The organism is Anaeroplasma bactoclasticum (assembly GCF_003550015.1).
Classification (GTDB): domain Bacteria; phylum Bacillota_I; class Bacilli_A; order Acholeplasmatales; family Anaeroplasmataceae; genus Anaeroplasma; species Anaeroplasma bactoclasticum.
This window is the reverse complement of record NZ_QXEV01000005.1, coordinates 71,752-88,224: the sequence shown is the minus strand read 5'-3', so window position 1 is coordinate 88,224 and position 16,473 is coordinate 71,752. Positions and strand designations below refer to the sequence as shown.

The window sequence follows — 16,473 nt, the reverse complement described above, 5'->3', positions numbered from 1 at the left end:
CCGAGGATAAATCACATTCAATCGCCCTTTCTTTGGGTAAAATATATTTAAATAGACCAAGTATTGCTTCCAATTTAGAAGCACTACTTAATCTTGAAAAATGCAAGCAAGGCATGTTTGAGTATTTGAAACATTATTCAGGTGGAAAACTAGTGGATTTATCAAATAAAATAGGTGCTAGTGATATAATTTTATCCGATGTTAGTAGATTATTTGAGGTAGATTACTCTAATCTTTGGGATAAAGAAACCGGTAATAAACAAATTGATTATTTGATAAGCGATTATAAGTTTATACATTTGACAAATGAAATATTAATGACTCACTATAACAAGAAAAAAGATGCGCTTGTTGGTTGGAAAGAGAAAATAAGTTTTATTATGTGCTCTTATGAATCTCTTGAAAACAAATATCCTTCTGCTAAGATACTTTTTGATTTTTTATTAGCAATTTTTGAAGATAAAGAAATATTACCAGATCAATTCGCAAGATATGTTTACAGTATGGATGAAAATAAGGATTTACTTTCAAATTATTTATCTAATGAGCAAAATGTTTTTTATGATATATATGGACCATATCTTGATGGTATTTCTTTAGAAGAAGTTCATAATCTTAGAAAAGGTGAGCTTAATAACATATTTAAGAAGAGGAGAACAGACTCTAATCAAATTGTTAAACAACTTGCTGATAGTTATAAAAAGGATCAGTTGAAAAATCAAATTATTACTCTTTGGAAGGATAAAACATCTTCTAAAAATCCTAAAGACTGGTCTTATATTCATAAAACACCAATTATCTTATTAGTTGATAATAAAGAATTTGATGAAGCCAAAAAAGCATTTGATGTTCTTAATAGACAAGTTGCTATTGATAAAGAATTGAAGGATACAATGGAATTCTTAAATAAAACCAGCTTGTTTGAAAAAATTAATTCTAAAGAAGAAATAAATACTGCTTTTTCTAAATTACTTCAAGGATATGACCAGTTCTTAAATTTGGATAAGGTTAGAGATAAACTTTCATTATTAACTATTGAACCATTTGATTGGTATGGAAATCCTACTGTATCAGCTGAAATTGAACGAATGGCTCAGGCTGAATATGACGCAGGTGGAAGCGATAAAATTGTTAAAAAAATAGAGAATATGACGAGCGAAGAAGCCAAAAAATACTTAATAGATATGGTTAGAAATAATATTAAATTAGGTGCAGAAATCATTAATAAAGAGGAGTGATTTACATGATTATTGATAATATTGTTGCTTTTTTTCAATCGAAGAATTACAAGCCTTATTTTGCTGTTGTTGGCGATGAAGAATACAACTCAATATTATTAAAACTTAACCATATGGATGTAGATTTCATTAGGTTGAGTGATCATTGCTTAGATGACGATAAATTACCTGATTTAGATAATCTAAAGGAACATTTGTTAACTGCTGATGTAGATTGCAAAAGCAATAATGTTGTGGTTTTAGGTGTCGGTGAATGGCTATCGTTATTGGGAAGTAAAAGAGCTTTTGACGTTTTGAATTCCTTAAAAGACTCTAAAGTTGGTACAGCACATGTTGTTTTTTTGTTGAAATGTGTAAAAAAAGAAATTGAAATGCTTGCAAAAAATGATTTGCGTTTTGATGAAAGAAGATTTTGTGTTTCTAACAATTGTGGATTTTCTCTTAAACTAATTTTTGCATCTAAGGAAATAGGCATTTCCAATATAGATGGAATTAGAGGACTATTACATTGCTTGGAAAATGGTGTTAATGGTGAATTAACAGTAAATACATCTTTTGTATTTCCTGATTCTAATATTAATATAAGAATTGTAAATGATCATTATGAGGCATTAAATAGAATAATTACTAATTTTAATATAAATAAGGAATGTGGAAACGATGAGAATTGGGAGTTTTTGTATAAAGAAATAAAAGAAATAGGCTCCTTAGAAAATATTTTTAAAAAGTATAATTTAGCATATGATGAGCAAGAGTTCTACAAATCTTTATATGGTAATTCCAATGTTCATTGGTTATATTATGTGTATTTACTTAAAAATGGTTCATTGCTAGAAAACAAATACTTAAGGTACTGTTTATCTTTTTTGGATACTTTCGACGATTTCAAGAGGAAATTTTTGAACTATATTATAGATGTTAGTTATAAAAGCCAAGGTTTTAATGAATTGTATAATGATAGAAAAAGATTAATAAAATTTTTCCCTGATTCGGAAGTTGCGCTTTTTGTATCAAATAATAGAATAAATCCAACAGAGGAAATATACAAACTTACTGATTGTCATATTGTTGAAAAGGAAGAAATAATTTCATATATTGCCCAAAATGGGATGCCATCGTGTCTTAGGGATGTATATCCAGATTTGTATTATTATTCAAAAAAGTATGAGTTTATTTCGGATAAGCCAAACAAGTATTATGAATTTTTGACAGCTTATTTTTATGAATATAAAAACTGTAAGTTAAAAAATACTGTGTCACCTAAAATTGTGGAAATGGTAGAAAAAGAAGCTGTTGATAGAAACTTTAATCGTTTAGAAACAAGGGATATTCTTGTAAATTCATATGATAAAAATGGCAGTTTTCTTTGCTGGATCGATGCGTTGGGATCAGAGTATTTAAGCTATATTGTTGAAAAAGCTAGAGAATATGGTTTAATGATAAGTGTTAATTACGGTAGAGCTGAATTACCTACTATCACAAGTATTAATAAAGGCTTTTATGCAAATTGGAAGCATAATAAGAAAAAAATTGAAACTCTTGATGATTATAAACATGAAGACAAAGGTGGATTTTATTATGGTGATGATAATAAGTATTCTATCCATTTAGCTTCTGAATTGGAAGTTATAGATTCTGTTTTACGTGACGCTGCAACTTCATTGTCTTTGGGCAAGTATAGTAACTATATAATTGCAAGTGATCATGGTGCTTCAAGACTAGCAGTACTATACAACAAGAATGAAAAATATGATACTGATACTCAAGGAGAGCATTCTGGAAGGTGTTGTAAAGCATTTGAAGGATATGATTTGGATTTTGCAACTGTTGAAAATGGTTATATTGTGTTAGCTGATTATGGTAGATTTAAAGGTAGTAGAGCTGCAAATGTTGAAGTTCATGGTGGCGCCACAATTGAAGAGGTAGTTGTTCCGGTTATTTCTTTATCTTTGAAGGATAAAACTATTAAAGTACTTCTTGTTGAGAATAATGTAAAAGTAGATTATAAAACACCGGCTACTATACTAATTTTTGTTAATAAGTCTGTATCTTCTTTGACTTTGCGATACGGTGGTAAAGAATACCATTCTATCCAGGTTGATGATACTCATTATAAGTTTACTATCGATGAAATAAGAAAAGCTGGATTATTTCATCTTGATATATTTAATGATGGAAGTCTATTATCGCGAATTGACCTTACCACTAAAGGCAAAAGTGCTTCGATAAATGATGATTTTGATATTTAATAAATGGAGGTTATTTATGTTAGATGAAAAGTTGAAAAATTGTTTTGACGAAATGGTAGTATACAAAGATTTAAAGAAAAGTAATTTTTTCAATTCTTTAAGTTTGCCTTCATTTATGAGGGATTGGATATTAAAAAAATTTGAAGATGAATCTGGCTTTTTTAGCGTTGATGAAGTTACAAATTTTGTTCACACGTATTTACCAAGAAGAGAAGATTGGGATAGCATTAAAAATAGAATTGTAAAAGAAAATCAACATGTAAAGTTCTTGGCAAAGATTTCTATTGATATAAACATTCAAACTGGAAAAGTATCTTTTAATTTGCCTGATTTTGGACTAAGTAATAAATTCACTATTATTGAAGACGATGTATGGCAAAAGTATAAAGATGATTTGATTCACGGAGAAACTTGGGGTATGGTTGAATTGGGATATTTATCTCCTGATAATTTTGATTGGTCTTTTGAATTTGATACCAATAAATCAAAAGCAAAAGATGGTAAGAGCGGTAAGATTTCGCTTTTATCATTTAAGACATTTTGCCCATATAAAATAGATTTAGAGTATTTTAAAGATGTTAGGAAAGAATTTACTGTTGATGAATGGTTAAATGTGATTCTTGGAGCTGTTGATTATAATTCAAAAGGGTATAAGAATGAAGAAGAAAAATTGACAATGATTACGAGATTGTTACCATTTGTTGAAAAAAGATTAAACCTAATTGAGTTGGCTCCTAAGGGTACGGGAAAATCATATTTATTTGGTCGCGTCAGTAGATATGGTTGGCTTTCTAGCGGTGGTGTTATGAGTAGGGCAAAAATGTTTTATGATCAAACACGTCATACAGAAGGTCTTATTGCTACAAATGATTTTGTCACTTTGGATGAGGTTCAAACTATTTCTTTTAGTGATGTTGATGAAATGCGAGCTGCTTTGAAAGGCTATTTAGAATCTGGCATATATACTGTTGGAAATCATGAGGGTCGTTCTGATGCAGGTATGATTTTATGTGGAAATATTAGTAAGGAGATTATGGATGCAGATGGATATTCTAATATGTTTACAGAACTTCCAAGTGTTTTCCATGAGTCTGCTTTGATAGAAAGATTTCATGGTTTTATTAAAGGATGGAATATTCCAAGGATGAATGATGACCTTAAAGTTTGTGGATGGGCGTTAAACTCTGAATATTTTTGTTCTATTATGCATGAACTTAGAAATGATTCATCATATAGAGCTATTGTGGATGAATTGGTTGAAGTACCTTATGCGGCTGATACAAGAGATACGGAAGCTGTGAAAAGAATTGCTACTGCATATTTAAAACTTCTATTCCCAAATGTTCGAAGTTCAAAAGACATTTCTGTGAGAGAGTTTAAACGCTATTGTCTTGATAGAGCTAGGAAGATGAGGGATACTATTATTTATCAATTAGGTTTATTGGATATCGAATACCATGGTAAGAATTTGCCTCAATTTTCTATTCGTGAGGAAAAAAATGAGAATAATTAAGTGTTGTATCTGTGAAAAAGAAAAGCTTTCAAAAAATGAAATTGCTTTGTCAAAAAAATTGATTAGTTTGAAAACAGATAGATTTTATTGCATTAATTGTTTAGCAGATTATTTAGAAGTTACAGTAGAGGAATTACAGGATAAAATAGAGGAATTCAAGGCTGAAGGATGTACATTATTTAATTAAGAGAGAGTGTGATGTTCTATGAATAAGATTTACGCAGATAATGCAGCCACAACTAAATTATCATTAAGTGCATTTGAAGAAATGAAGAAGTATTTAATAGACGATTATTCTAATCCATCTCAACCTTATTCATTTTCAAAAAAAAGCAAATTAGCGTTAAAAAATGCTAGAAAAATGATTGCTGAATACATTAATGCTTCTCCAGAAGAAATATTTTTTACTTCTGGAGGTAGCGAAAGTGATAATTGGGCTATTAAGTGCTTTGGATTAAGTAACGATGTGCGTAATATTTTTACATCAGAAATAGAACATCACGCTGTATTAAATAGTTGCGAAGCAGTTAATCATTCTTTTGTTAAATTAAAAGTAGATTCAAATGGGATAGTTAATAAAGAAACATTAGAAAAAGCTTTAGCCCAGGAAAAAGAACAGGTTGCCTCATGTGAAACATCATTTGTATCTATTATGATGGCTAATAATGAAATTGGAACTATTGAACCAATAAAAGAATTAGCTCAAACAGCTCATAAATATGGAGCTTGTTTTCATACTGATGCTGTTCAATGTGTCGGCCACATGAAGATAGATGTTAAAGAATTAGATGTTGATATGTTATCAGCGTCAGCTCATAAGTTTAATGGTCCTAAAGGAATTGGCTTTCTTTATATAAAAAAAGGAACAATCCTCCATCAATTAATTAATGGCGGAGCTCAAGAAAATGGTTATAGAGCTGGTACTGAGAACGTTGCATCTATCGTTGGCATGGCAACAGCTTTAAAAGAGAATCTAGATAATTTAGATGCAAATGTTAAACATATAACTGAAGTTGAAAATGCATTTGTTTCAAAATTAATAGAGTATAAAATTGATTTTATAAGAAATGGTGCAGAATACCATATGCCTGGAATTGTTAATATTTCTATTAAAGATAGTAACGGTGAAATGCTACTACATAGATTGGATTTAATGGGAATATATATTTCAACAGGATCAGCTTGTGATAGTGTTAATAACCAAGTATCTCATGTTATAAAAGCAATTAGAGTTCCACAGGATTATTCTGAAGGAACAATTAGAATTAGTTTTGGTAAAGATAATACAATAGAAGATGCTATTGCAATTGCTGATGCAATAAAAAAAGTGATTGATGGTAATAGCATTATTAATAAAAAAAGAAGTTAACTGTTGTTCAATTTGCCTTTTGTGCAATTGATTTTACATGTTATAGAATGATAATTAGTGAGGCAGGCACCAAAATCTTTAAAAGTGCGAATATTTAATTGTGTTCTTTAACTTTCCACAGAGTGAGAAAATTCTGTGGTTTTCTTTTATTATCCTTATCTTCCTTGCTAACTTTTCTCAAAAATGCTATAATTTACTCGTTATTTTTTAGCGATTAAGAGGGATTGTTTTATGGAGAAGTTATTATATAGAAAAGATAATAAAAAGCTATTACTATGGGTGTATATAGCTTTTTTAGCACTTATTATTACATCACTTGTAATTAACATATTAAATACTAAAAAGATATTAAATATGTATATTATATTATTTGCTATTGTAGGTTCTATAATAGCTTATTTCCTTTTTTATATTGTATTTGTACATAAGCATAAAGAACCATTGAAGCTAGAGGATAATAATCTAGCTTTTTATGTTTCCTTCAATAAGCATAATACAAAATTAAAGGTATTTTCCTTATTAATAGATATATTATCCTTATTAACTCTAGCTTCAGTATCTTTTTATTATTTATATGTAATGAAATTAAATGAGGTATATGGATTATACCCAATATTTGGTATAGGTATTATATTATTACTTAATTTATCAATTATTATAAGAGATATATTAAAACTTAAGTCAATGGATAGAATTGATGCTAATACATCTAGTCATCAATTCTCTATTTATGATAAAAAGATAATATTTGCATTAAATCTATTATTAATAGCATTTTCTAATATTGGAATATTATCAGTTAAGAAGCCTCATTTTGTAATTTATTATAATAATCTATTGATATTTGAAATCCTAGCTACAGTATTATTAACTCTATCCTTATTATCAATCCTTATTACTAAAATATATTATTACTCATATTCAATTAAGCAAATAGAACAAACTGAATTTAATACCCGCTTCCTAGAGGAAATAGGAGAAGGAAAATATGCTAAGGTTTATAAAGCCTTTGTACCATCATTAAATACTGTATATGCAGTTAAAAAGCTAGAATCAAAGGATGTATCCGATATTGAACGCTTTAAGGCTGAGTTTAATATTATGAAGATGCTAGACCATAATAACTTACTTCATGTATATTCATTTGATGAAATCAAATATGAATATGTAATGGATTATTGCAATTATAGCCTAGAGGACTACTTAGAAAATCATAAGCTATCTAATGAAGAAAAAAGAAATCTAACAATACAATTATTAGACTCCTTTGATTACCTTCATAAGCATGGCATTATGCATAGAGATGTATCACCATCAAATGTAATGATTAAAGAGAATAGTGATACAAATGAAGCTACAATTAAGGTATTAGATTTTGGACTATCTAAAAATACAAATGAGCTAAAGAAAACAAGAACCTTTACAAGAATAAGAGGAACTCTATTTGATCCAACACTAAAGGATTTCTCTAGATATAATGAACAAAATGATATTTATGGCCTAGGTGTATTAATTAATTATATAAATTACCAGGATGATTCCATAATCCAAGATGATTCAGATGTATCTAAAATAGTAAATAAATGTATGGATTTAAACCTATGCAATAGATATCATCATGTAAATGAAATAATTGAAGCATATAAGGAGGCATCCTTATAATGAAAAAATATATATTATTGCTATTATCACTTTTAATAATCATTCCCCTTGCATCATGTGATACATCATCAATAGAAAATGATTATCATGATTTTAAGCTATCCTATGATAATCAAAATCACTATGATATATGCGAATGTGGTAAAAAAGAAAATGAGGAAGCTCATATCTTTAGTGATGAGGTAACTGTAATTGCAGCTCCAACATGTACAACTGAAGGTATAGAAGAATACCATTGCATAGTCTGTGGATATAAGGAACAAAGAGCTACTGCACCATTAGGTCATACGTTTGATGACTGGCAGGAGGCAGTTTCTGCAACCTGTATTTCTAAAGGACAATTAAAAAGAGTGTGCTCTAAATGTGGTCAAGAGGAATTCCAGGAAACTGATTATGCAGCACATACTCCAGTTGCTGATGACACTTTGGAGGCGACATGTTCACATGAAGGTCATACAGGAGGTACTCACTGTAAGGTATGTAACCAAGAGCTTACAGAGCCTACAACAATTGAAAAGAAGAATCATAATTATGGACCTTGGACTACAACCATTGAGGCAACTTGTACTCATAAGGGCCAAGAAAAAAGAACATGCCAGGATTGTAATTATGAGGAATATAGAGAGGTAGCTATTAAATCTCATACAATTGTACCTAATCTAGAGGTAGAGGCAACCTGTACTAAGACTGGCTTAACAGGTGGAACTCATTGTGAGGTATGTAATTTAGAAATAACTCCATCAACAGTTGTTCCAATGAAGGTGCATAATTATGATGCTTGGTCTACATCAATTGAAGCTACTTGTACTCATAAAGGCCAAGAGGTTAGAGTATGTAGTGATTGTGGCCATGAAGAATATAGAGATGTTGCAATTAAATCCCATACTATAGTTCCAAATGAAGAGGTATCTCCAAGCTGTAACCATACAGGCTTAACAGGCGGTACTCATTGCAAAGATTGTAATCTTGAAATCACCCCATCTATAGTAGTAGATAAAACTGATCATGATTATGGCGCTTGGACTAATACTCAAGATTCAACATGTATATCCGAAGGTCAGGCAAAAAGAGTATGTAATATTTGTGGTCATGAGGAATATAAAACTTTAGATATGATTCCTCATACACCAATACCTGGTACACCAGAGGCATCAACTTGTATAACTCATGGTCATACTGAAGGCTCTTACTGCTCATTCTGCCATAAGGAATTAGAAGCACCAGAGGAGCTACCTTTAGGAAGCCATAATTATTCTATAGAAACAATCATTAAGCAACCAAACTATAATGAAGCTGGTATAAAAGAAATAACATGCTCTGTATGTGGAGATTCCTACCAAGAAGCTATTTCTAGATTATCTTTAACAAAATCCATGTGGGAAGACTCCTTTACTTCAGATTATATAAAGGATAAATATATAGAAATAGAATATATGGATATTCAAAATAATATTTCATATTCAATTAAGCTATCTAATAAGAATAATACTTATTATTGCTATCTATATGATTATGCAAATGGAAAGGAATATGAATACTATTACGATGGTGATGAAGTAATAGAAACAGCCTTTGAAGGCTATAAGCATAGATTATATGATTCTAATAATGATCCATATAATGCATACAAGAATATGCTAATCAATGCTATATTAAATACCTCCTCCATCTATAATACATTAGCTTATGATACTGATTATTCTTATTACAAGGTTGAAGAAGTATCGACAAAGAATTATAAAGGAAATAATGAGACTGCAAGAGTAGCAATAAGCTTCACAAATGATGGATTATTAACTATGTTTGCTTATAGTTCTAGTACATATATGATTAATATCCAAACAGTTAGAGAAGAAACTGACATTCATGTCCCTTCAGCAACTCATCACCATATAGTTGATGGTAAATGTCAGGTATGTAATGAAGAGTATTATACATACACTACACAAAAGGATAATTTCAATTTATATTATTATGTGAATAAGAATAATAAATCTGTTGAATTTGATTATTCATTAATAAATTCAACAGGAGAAAATGTACAATTCCTAATGCCAACCTATTATGAAGAAGGAAGCATAAAGAGATTTAATACATTATATTATGAACCGGATTCATATTATTACTCCAAAACAGTAAAATCTTATACTGTAAACTCAAATAAACTATTAAAAATATCCTATAAGGATTATTCAACAGAAAGATTATTATTACTAAGTGATGGAACTATTGCTATAGCTACATCAGATACTGACCATTCAGCAAATCCATATAATGGAGATGTAATTGGTAAAACATTTGACTTAATCCAAAAGGATAAAACAATAAGATATTATATAAAATCAAGCACTGAAATAATAATTACAGTATATAAAGAAATTAATTTTTATATCATGAATGGTAAGCAATTTACAAGCTTCAATACAAGAACCATGAGTAAAGCACTAGGCCATTACATACCATCAGATAGTGGTCAAGGCCTAAAGCATACAGGCTCATATGGTGATATTTGCTTTGAATTAGATACTAATTTCAAATTAACAATAGATTATGACTATACTGACAATTCAGCCTTCAGCGCAATAACCTTCCAAAGAATAGAAGGATACTATAGTGAAGCAGGTAAGGAATACACTATCTACTTTAGAGGAGATAATGTAGACTATAAGCTTTACTACGATGGCAAAAAGATAGAAATTACAAAAGCTTAAGGAGGTAAAATTAATGAAAGAATACAAGCTTGTTCAATTAAATGAAAAAGCACATTTATCTAGAGAAAAAGATTTAAATGATGCAGAAATAAAGTTGAATTCTTATGTAAAAAAAGGATGGACATTGCAACAAATTGTATCACCTAATGATATTGGTGGCGCATTAATTGCAGTATTATATAAAGAAGTAGAATAGTTTATCTGTGCCCAAGAGTAAGTGCAAAATACTTTTGGGCTTTTTTGAACCACTGGTTCATTTTTTATAATATAGCTAGTGATAGAATATAGTTGATGAAAGGAAATAGAATTATGAGAGCGGGAACAATATCAAGTATTTTTATAGGACAAAGAATTAAAGATTTAAGAAAAAACAATAATGAGACTATAAAAGATTTATCAAAAGTATTAAATGTTTCTGAAGCAACTATTTATTCATGGGAAGCAGGTCAAAGAATCCCTAGATTAGAATTACTAGTTAATATTTGTAACAAATATCATGTTTCTTTAGATTCATTTGTATTCTACGAAAATTAAAAATTATAGGAATATTAGACTTTTTATGTTAAAATAAAGTAGTCAAGCATATTATTCGTGAATTTATGAAGGTTTTTCGTAAAGGAGGAATAATAATATGATTGACGAAAAAATTGAAATTACTCTTGATGTAGAGGTTATGGGAGCTAATCTAAAGAAATTTAGAAAGGCAAAAGGTTTATCACGTGAGGAATTTGCTGACCGTATCGGTGTAAGCTCAAGAATCATCGCTGATTATGAGGATGGTTTCAAGAAACCAAGCCTACCAACCTTTTACAAAATCTCAGTGATATTAGGAGTATCAATGGATAGCATCTTACGCAAAGCGTAGGATGTTATTTTTTATTTTTGTGATATAATTGATTAAACGAGGTGTTGACTATGTACGATTACAGTTATGCAAATTCAATTTCAAAAAAATTATCTTCTCGAATTGATGATTTATTTAAAGCAGTAAATATTTTTGATGGTGATTCTATACAAATATATGTTTTGGCTAGTAACATTATTGAAAATGCTATTATAAGCTATATTAATTGTAAAAATATTTGTGTTACGCAAGGATTATTTTATTATGATATTATCACTAAAAAAGAAGTTATAAACGAGTTATCAAGTATTAATATTGATTTGGCATTTGTTCATTACTTGAGAAAAGAAAGAAACAAACAACATAGTTCTTATGAAAGTGTAAATGATCCGTTAAGCATTGATGGAATAATGAAGAGACTATTTGAAGTTATTGTTTTGATTTATAACAATATGTTTGAAAAAATGCATGTAGCAATACCATCTAAAGATGAGTTAAATGAGTTATGTGGAAAATATAAGACTATTTCAAAAGAAGAAATAAACAACTTGTCTCTTGAATTATCAAAATTAAAAGACAAATTTGATATGGAAATGAATCAAGCATCGATCAATGCAAAAAATAATTTAAAAAATGCAATTGAAAAAAAGTATCCTTCAAAAGATGAGATTAGATTATGTGCAACAAATTACTTGCAAATTGAACCGGATAATTTTATGGCAAGATTTTATCTATTATGTGTTGATGGCAGTTCATTAGCGATTAACGAGTTTATAAATAAAATTAATACATATGATAATGCTGAATTTGTGCCTCAACTATTAGATTTTATGATTTATAAATATGATTTGAAGAAGTCTAATATAATACCATTAAGGAATTTGATTGAAAATACGTTAGATGGTAAAGAGAAAAGTATTTATAATGAAAAACTGGAATTAAAAGCAAAAGAAATTGATGAGGGTATTTATATTGTTAACTATCCTAGGGACGTTTTTGTTGCTTATAGTTCTAAAGATTATGAAAAGGTCTTTGAAATAGTTGATTTTCTAGAATCTAATGGAGTATCATGTTTTGTTGCACTTAGAAATTTGCCAACTACAATTGGGGCCATGGAAAACTATCAATCGAATATTGAAATGGCTATTAAATCTTGTAAGGTATTTTTATTTTTAAGTAGTCGAAATAGTAGAGATCGTGAGTGTGATGTTATTAGTAAAGAAATTCCATACTTAAGAGACCACCCTGAAATTAATAGAATTGAATTTGAATTAGAGAAGTATGATTATAACTGCAGTTTAATATCGCGTAAAATAATAGAATCAGCATTTGAAAATTTACAAAGATGTATTAGTAAAGACGATTTGCTTGATAGGTTATCAATTAATTTGACAGCGAAACATTATTATTGTCCAAATTGCAACAATGAAATTAATTTTAATGCAAAATATTGTTCTTTTTGTGGTATTAATTTGACAGGTGAAAAAACTAATGTTGAATTAATAGATTTATCGACTAATTTCGTTAATAAAGTATCATATAAAACAAAAGATTACTCTGATAATGATGAGAAGATATTTCAGTTTTATATTAATAAAGTTGAAAAAGAATTATCTTCATCAAATTTTAATCAAGCATCTGAAACAATTGATGAGGCAATGCTTCTAAGAAAAGATGATGCAAGAATATATGTTTTTAAGTTACTTATTAAGAATAAACTTAAAAGTATTGAAAACCTAGCGAGACTAGCAGAGCCATTAGATGATGATGGGGATTATTTCAAAGCAATTACGTATGCAAATAATGATTTGAAAAACAAATTAATAAAATATAATAATACGATTTGTACAAATAAATATAATAATCTTACCCAAGAATACAAAAGAATTCTTATAATCAAAAGTTTGGACGATAGATATAAAGAATGCGCTTCGTTTGTGAAGAAATATATGAATTTTGATTATGAAAAATCATTGACTATGGTGGAAAATATAAATGATATAATAAATAAACTTACAAATAAATATAATACGTTTGTCAGCGAGTATAAACGATTATATGAAGCCATTCCTCAAAAAGATAATGTAGATGAATTAGCGAAAAAAACACTAGAGTTTTGTAACAAGTATAAAAATTATAATTATTCTGATTCTTTAAAATGTATTAATAAAATAATTGATAAACAAAAGGAGATTTCATATTGCCAGTTTATTTTTGAATGTGATAGTTTTATAGAAAGGATTAAAAAAGGCCAATGTAAAGAAGAGTATATTAAAGATTTTTTGAAAAAGTATGAGAATTATGATTATAAAGATTCTAGAAAAAAGTATGAGAAAATCATAGATGAAATCAAACATTATAAAGCAGCAAAAGAAACTTATGAGATTTTTATAAAGGAATATAAAGAGGTATTGAATTTAAATGTTTCAAACGAAGAAATAAAAAATTTTATAAAAAAATACAAGGATTATAAATATAATGACTCTAAAACTAAATATTCCCAGGTTGTTGATATATATGACCTTAAAAATAAAAAAACAACTCCAAAAACCAAAAAGAAATCTGACAGAGTAATTATTAGAGAAGAAACTATGACAATAGAGGGTTTAGAAGTCAAACTTATTTATTCTAGAATAAGAGAACGGGTTCAATGCACTATAGATTGTGCACGTCTTCATTACAAAGTTACAACTCCAAAATTTAAGTCAATTGAACCAGCTAAACAATTAGCAATTCAAGGTTTCTTGACCTCCAAGAAATTAAAAAAAAGGCAAGAGTATTTTAATTCATTAAAAGGCAAAAAGAAGAAATAACTGGTATAGGAGTATCATTGGATAGCATCTTACGCAAAAGTGGGATGTTATTTTTTTATTTGAACCATTAGTTCATGGATGATTACTTTTATCAAAACTATAATGTAGATGTAATTCAAAAGAATAAGAAAATAGTTTGAACCAGGTGTTCATTTTATAGACTTATCAATTGAATTAAAATATAGGTGTAAAAAGGAAAGAGGTAATCAACATGATGAATGAAATGGAAATTAAGTATTTTGCAGTAGAAGCCAAATGTGGTCACGTAGGTCGTAAGAACTGTATCATTATTACATTCCCTATAGTTGCTGATGATAAAAAAGATGCAGCTAGAATAGCAAGAAAAATGCCAAGGGTAAAACATGATCATAAAGATGCAATCTTATCAGTCAAACAAATATCTGAAGATGAATACTTATCTTTAAAAGAGATTAATTCATCTGATGATTATTTAAGATGTGAATCTAAACAAGACCAAAGAATGCTATGTAAGAATTTAGATTCTAGAGTGATAAAAGATACTTACTTTGAGGAGGTGGAGTATAAAACAAATAGACAAGATAGAATTAATTATAAAAGAAAAAAATATTTGTCTTTCCTTGTAGGAGACAGATATTGCTTAAATAGTTCATTTATTTAGACGGCTTATTATGGTATAATAAAAGAAATATACAGACGATGAAAAAAGGAGAAAATAACAATTATGGAACTAGAAAAGTTTATTACAAATACAGGAAGACCACTACCAGTATTCTTATTATTAGACGTGAGTGGCTCTATGTCAGGAACAAAAATTGATACATTAAATCAATGTGTTAAGGAAATGATTAAAGATTTCCAAAATGAAAGAATGTCAGAAGTAGCATTAAAACTTTGCGTAATCACATTTGGTGGAGCAGGAGCCAAACTTCATACTGAACTTGCACCGCTTAAGGATGTAGTGTTTGAAGATTTACAAGCTAGTGGTATGACTCCAATGGGAGCCGCATTAACAATGGCTTCAAATATTATCAATGATAAAGAAAAAGTTACAAGCAAGGGTTATAGACCTGTCGTAGTACTTGTATCTGATGGTTATCCTAATGATTCATGGGAACAACCTTTAGATGAATTTGTTAATGGCAAGAGAACATCTAAGTGTGAAAAATGGGCACTTGGAATTGGCGATGGTTATGATGCAAATATGCTTCAAAAATTCCTAGGAGACTCCGATAAAAAAGTATTTGATGCAAGTGTAGCAAAAGAGATTACTAAATTCTTCAAGTTTGTTACACTATCAACAATTGCACGTTCAAAGAGTCAAGATCCTAATACAATTATTAATATTACTGAATTAGAAGAGCAAGTTAAGGAAGAAATGCCTAAATTTGACTTTGGTATCTAATGATAGAAAAAGCATATGGTGCCTCAGTAAGAGGTAAGATGCATATCCAAAATAAGCTTCCTAATCAGGATGCATTCCTAGTAGACAATAGTAAGTATTATACTCTTGCTGTTGTCTGCGATGGACTTGGAAGTAAAAAGCATTCCAGAGTAGCAAGCCATAGGTTATGCAAGATTATAAAAAAAGAAGTCCATAAGAGATTTAAGAAACGTGCCTTAGAACCTTATGATTTGGTAACCTCTATACAATCTAAATATAAAAAAAGAATATGGCCTTTCAATCTTACTAATTGTGACACTACATGCTTATTTTCTTTAATTAGTTCAACAAGCATTATGCTATTTCAATTGGGTGATGGATTAAATGCCGTAGTCTTTAGTGATGATATAGTAAAATGTGAAATTGCTGAGAAAGATTTTACTAACGAAACAAGAGCGTTTGGTAAATCTAAAAAAAGCGATTGGTTATTTAAAATGATAAAAAAAGAAGATAATACTAAGTATGAATTAATTCTTTGTACTGATGGTATATCTGAAGATATTATTGATAATACAGCAGTTGAATTTGTTCATACTGTATCTAGTAAAACCATAGGTAAGAATAAAAACAATCCAATTTTAAAGGATATATTAGATTCATGGCCTAATAAATATAGTAGTGATGATAAGACAATAGTGGTGGTGAAATAGT

14 protein-coding genes are annotated in these 16,473 nt (G+C 29.0%); all 14 read left to right on the top strand.

The window, feature by feature from the left end:
- Positions 1–32 precede the first annotated feature (32 nt).
- The 14 genes from EI71_RS03695 (at position 33) to EI71_RS03630 (ending at position 16,472) form a co-directional block, all read left to right on the top strand.
- Positions 33–1,238, top strand: coding sequence for a hypothetical protein (locus EI71_RS03695; protein ID WP_211321021.1), 1,206 nt, complete (start codon positions 33–35; stop codon positions 1,236–1,238).
- Positions 1,239–1,243: 5 nt separating this feature from the next.
- Positions 1,244–3,487, top strand: coding sequence for a BREX-4 system phosphatase PglZ (gene pglZ, locus EI71_RS03690; RefSeq protein ID WP_119015911.1), 2,244 nt, complete (start codon positions 1,244–1,246; stop codon positions 3,485–3,487).
- Positions 3,488–3,503: 16 nt separating this feature from the next.
- Positions 3,504–5,000, top strand: a complete 1,497-nt coding sequence (gene brxL / locus EI71_RS03685; RefSeq protein WP_119015910.1) for a BREX system Lon protease-like protein BrxL — start codon at positions 3,504–3,506, stop codon at positions 4,998–5,000.
- On the top strand, positions 4,987–5,187 hold the full coding sequence (locus EI71_RS03680) for a hypothetical protein (RefSeq protein ID WP_119015909.1): 201 nt from the start codon (positions 4,987–4,989) through the stop codon (positions 5,185–5,187). The genes brxL and EI71_RS03680 overlap by 14 nt, the downstream gene beginning before the upstream one ends.
- Before the next feature lie 18 nt (positions 5,188–5,205).
- Complete coding sequence (locus EI71_RS03675; protein ID WP_119015908.1) at positions 5,206–6,369, top strand: cysteine desulfurase family protein; 1,164 nt, start codon at positions 5,206–5,208, stop codon at positions 6,367–6,369.
- Positions 6,370–6,600: 231 nt separating this feature from the next.
- Positions 6,601–8,031 carry a serine/threonine-protein kinase gene (locus EI71_RS03670; RefSeq protein WP_119015907.1) on the top strand — a complete coding sequence of 477 codons (1,431 nt, stop codon included), beginning with the start codon at positions 6,601–6,603 and terminating at the stop codon, positions 8,029–8,031.
- A complete protein-coding gene (locus tag EI71_RS03665) occupies positions 8,031–10,742 on the top strand; it encodes a hypothetical protein (RefSeq protein ID WP_119015906.1) in 2,712 nt (903 codons plus the stop codon). The genes EI71_RS03670 and EI71_RS03665 overlap by 1 nt, the downstream gene beginning before the upstream one ends.
- A 13-nt stretch (positions 10,743–10,755) precedes the next feature.
- Positions 10,756–10,938, top strand: coding sequence for a hypothetical protein (locus EI71_RS03660; protein ID WP_119015905.1), 183 nt, complete (start codon positions 10,756–10,758; stop codon positions 10,936–10,938).
- Between the two features lie 95 nt (positions 10,939–11,033).
- Positions 11,034–11,276: a helix-turn-helix domain-containing protein gene (locus EI71_RS03655; protein WP_119015904.1), complete on the top strand. Its 243-nt coding sequence runs from the start codon at positions 11,034–11,036 to the stop codon at positions 11,274–11,276.
- 97 nt (positions 11,277–11,373) lie between these two features.
- Positions 11,374–11,607, top strand: coding sequence for a helix-turn-helix domain-containing protein (locus EI71_RS03650; protein ID WP_119015903.1), 234 nt, complete (start codon positions 11,374–11,376; stop codon positions 11,605–11,607).
- Positions 11,608–11,657: 50 nt separating this feature from the next.
- Complete coding sequence (locus tag EI71_RS03645) at positions 11,658–14,399, top strand: TIR domain-containing protein (RefSeq protein WP_119015902.1); 2,742 nt, start codon at positions 11,658–11,660, stop codon at positions 14,397–14,399.
- 211 nt (positions 14,400–14,610) lie between these two features.
- A complete protein-coding gene (locus EI71_RS03640; protein ID WP_119015901.1) occupies positions 14,611–15,039 on the top strand; it encodes a hypothetical protein in 429 nt (142 codons plus the stop codon).
- Between the two features lie 63 nt (positions 15,040–15,102).
- Positions 15,103–15,783 carry a vWA domain-containing protein gene (locus tag EI71_RS03635; protein ID WP_119015900.1) on the top strand — a complete coding sequence of 227 codons (681 nt, stop codon included), beginning with the start codon at positions 15,103–15,105 and terminating at the stop codon, positions 15,781–15,783.
- Positions 15,783–16,472: a protein phosphatase 2C domain-containing protein gene (locus EI71_RS03630; protein ID WP_119015899.1), complete on the top strand. Its 690-nt coding sequence runs from the start codon at positions 15,783–15,785 to the stop codon at positions 16,470–16,472. Before EI71_RS03635 ends, EI71_RS03630 begins: the two co-directional genes overlap by 1 nt.
- Position 16,473: the final 1 nt, after the last annotated feature.

Excerpts from the sequence above, each read along its gene's own strand:
- pglZ (WP_119015911.1), top strand. The coding sequence starts at position 1,244 with ATGATTATTGATAATATTGTTGCTTTTTTTCAATCGAAGAATTACAAG.
- brxL (WP_119015910.1), top strand. The coding sequence starts at position 3,504 with ATGTTAGATGAAAAGTTGAAAAATTGTTTTGACGAAATGGTAGTATAC.
- EI71_RS03680 (WP_119015909.1), top strand. The coding sequence starts at position 4,987 with ATGAGAATAATTAAGTGTTGTATCTGTGAAAAAGAAAAGCTTTCAAAA.
- EI71_RS03675 (WP_119015908.1), top strand. The coding sequence starts at position 5,206 with ATGAATAAGATTTACGCAGATAATGCAGCCACAACTAAATTATCATTA.
- EI71_RS03670 (WP_119015907.1), top strand. The coding sequence starts at position 6,601 with ATGGAGAAGTTATTATATAGAAAAGATAATAAAAAGCTATTACTATGG.
- EI71_RS03665 (WP_119015906.1), top strand. The coding sequence starts at position 8,031 with ATGAAAAAATATATATTATTGCTATTATCACTTTTAATAATCATTCCC.
- EI71_RS03660 (WP_119015905.1), top strand. The coding sequence starts at position 10,756 with ATGAAAGAATACAAGCTTGTTCAATTAAATGAAAAAGCACATTTATCT.
- EI71_RS03655 (WP_119015904.1), top strand. The coding sequence starts at position 11,034 with ATGAAAGGAAATAGAATTATGAGAGCGGGAACAATATCAAGTATTTTT.
- EI71_RS03650 (WP_119015903.1), top strand. The coding sequence starts at position 11,374 with ATGATTGACGAAAAAATTGAAATTACTCTTGATGTAGAGGTTATGGGA.
- EI71_RS03645 (WP_119015902.1), top strand. The coding sequence starts at position 11,658 with ATGTACGATTACAGTTATGCAAATTCAATTTCAAAAAAATTATCTTCT.
- EI71_RS03640 (WP_119015901.1), top strand. The coding sequence starts at position 14,611 with ATGATGAATGAAATGGAAATTAAGTATTTTGCAGTAGAAGCCAAATGT.
- EI71_RS03635 (WP_119015900.1), top strand. The coding sequence starts at position 15,103 with ATGGAACTAGAAAAGTTTATTACAAATACAGGAAGACCACTACCAGTA.
- EI71_RS03630 (WP_119015899.1), top strand. The coding sequence starts at position 15,783 with ATGATAGAAAAAGCATATGGTGCCTCAGTAAGAGGTAAGATGCATATC.